The organism is Pseudomonas tehranensis (assembly GCF_014268615.1).
GTDB classification, from domain to species: Bacteria; Pseudomonadota; Gammaproteobacteria; order Pseudomonadales; family Pseudomonadaceae; genus Aquipseudomonas; species Aquipseudomonas tehranensis.
On sequence record NZ_JABWQV010000434.1, the window covers coordinates 1 to 1894 of the forward strand.

Genomic DNA, 1894 nt, shown 5'->3' on the forward strand with positions numbered 1-1894 from the left:
CAGCGGGAGCAAGCTCCCTCGCCACGGGGTGGAGGGTCCTAGCGTGGATCGCTGTTATCCAGGGCACGGTTCGCCAGCAATCCGCCCAGCTCGATTAACTGCTGGATACCCAGCGCAACATGCCGGCGCGAACCCTCCAGTTCGAAGGCCAGGTCGCTGATCATGGCATCGGCCGAAGCCAGGGTTTCACTGAGGTTGGCGAGCAGGCATTCGGTGTCGATGCCGTTCACCACGGTGAAGAGCTGGCCTGGAGGCGGCCCGGTGTCGGGCTCGGGGTTGAGATAGAAATCGAGGGCGCGTTTGGCGGCTTTGTCGAAGGCGGTTGAATCTGAATCGGTGTCTGGCGGGTTGGGAGTTGGTTTGAACATGGTGAAGCTCCGTGAAGGGTTGAGCCACCACGACCTATCGCTAAACAAGTAAGGTGGCGGCTGTACGCAGGTTAGCGATCCGGGTCACAGAAACCCCGGGTAGACCCGAAGGTCTCCCGCGCACAGCCACCATTACACAAATTACAGGCACGGAATGACTGCACTTGAGTCTGGGCATTGTTGCGTCTGTGTGTTGAGCCGGATCGCTAAACCCGATCGCTGATTCGTCAGCGACCCGCAAACGATAGAGCCCTCCCCATAGGCGCACAAGCCGGCGGATTCTGGCGCAGTTGTAGGCAATGGCGCAAGGCGGTGTAGTCGGAGGCTGAAGGATGACGTGGGGCGCAGTTTCGGTAAGCTCGGGCCTGTGAAAGCGAGTTTCCTCACTTTCACAGGATGAATAATGTCAAACCAGACGAATAAGAATGTCGTCAATATCAATAGTATGGAACCCAGGAACACCAGATGAAATTATCTGCATATTTCGTAGGGGTGACGATACGTTGAACTCATATGATAATGCACTCCATTCCGAAGTAAACCCGCCCCAGGTTTTGTCCGTACCATCCCGCCGAAAGACCAGCTGAGCGTCAGGAGAAACGCTGCGCGCACGCATACTGATCCGAAAGCGTTTCCCCGAGATCAACGGCAGGTCCGTTCTGTATATATACGCCACCCCGGAAGCTCTGCTTGCAAGCTCGCAGTAGTAATTACCCGCTTGGTTCTTGACTGAGACGTTTACAAAAGGTGACCAGCCATTCATGTCCCCGGCCGTGAACGGAGTGTAGTGCTCCGAAAAACCGCTCTTCGTATATCTACGCAAGGGGAATGCGACAGCCTCACTCTGGTTGCTGGAGCGATTGAACGTCACCAACAGCACAACCTTGAGCTCCGAACCATCGCGCAGTTTCTCCAGTTCACTCCGTAACAGCGGCGTGGAAAGCCCAGCAGTCACTTGGCCCGAACTAACCTCTGAGTCAGTGAGCAGCGGAATCGTGTAATCCGAACCATCACTGGCGATCCCTTCGCAACTCAGCCAAACCCGCTGGCCCGCCGCGATTAACGGCCAGGGCGCGACAGTGACGCGGGCATCACCGGCGAAACTACCCAGATCCAGCTCACTGCCGATGCCGCCTTGTGCCGCCTGCGGAATCAGCGGAATTGTAAGGCTGGCCTCAGGCATCGCCTGCACCGCCAGATTAAGCGAATCCGACGGTGGCGATTCATTGCCACGGGTCACGGTGTAGGTCACGGTCACAGGCTTGCCCAAGTTGTAGGCAATCACCGAGACCGGCATCGTAATCTCACGATTGGGAGGCAATATCTGCACCGGAGTGGTGTAGGACCCATCCCCAGCAGTGCCCGTCCAAGTCACGCTGACCTGATCGCCCGGTTGCACGCCGTAATCCGGTATCACCACGGTCAGGTTGTCCTTGCCTGCCACCGGGTTCAATTGCTGATTCGGTGCAGTCCCGCCAGCCTCCTTGACGCTGGGCGCCGTCAGGTTCATGGCTGCGCCGATGGTC

At 57.7% G+C, this 1894-nt stretch carries 1 protein-coding gene and 1 pseudogene; both read right to left on the minus strand.

Features of this window, described 5'->3' with window-relative positions; genetic code table 11:
• Positions 1 to 38: 38 nt before the first annotated feature.
• Positions 39 to 368, minus strand: a complete 330-nt coding sequence (locus HU811_RS26775) for a DUF6124 family protein (protein ID WP_186659103.1) — start codon at positions 366 to 368, stop codon at positions 39 to 41.
• Positions 369 to 774: 406 nt separating this feature from the next.
• Positions 775 to 1894: pseudogene (locus HU811_RS26780) on the minus strand (hypothetical protein); the annotation flags it as partial.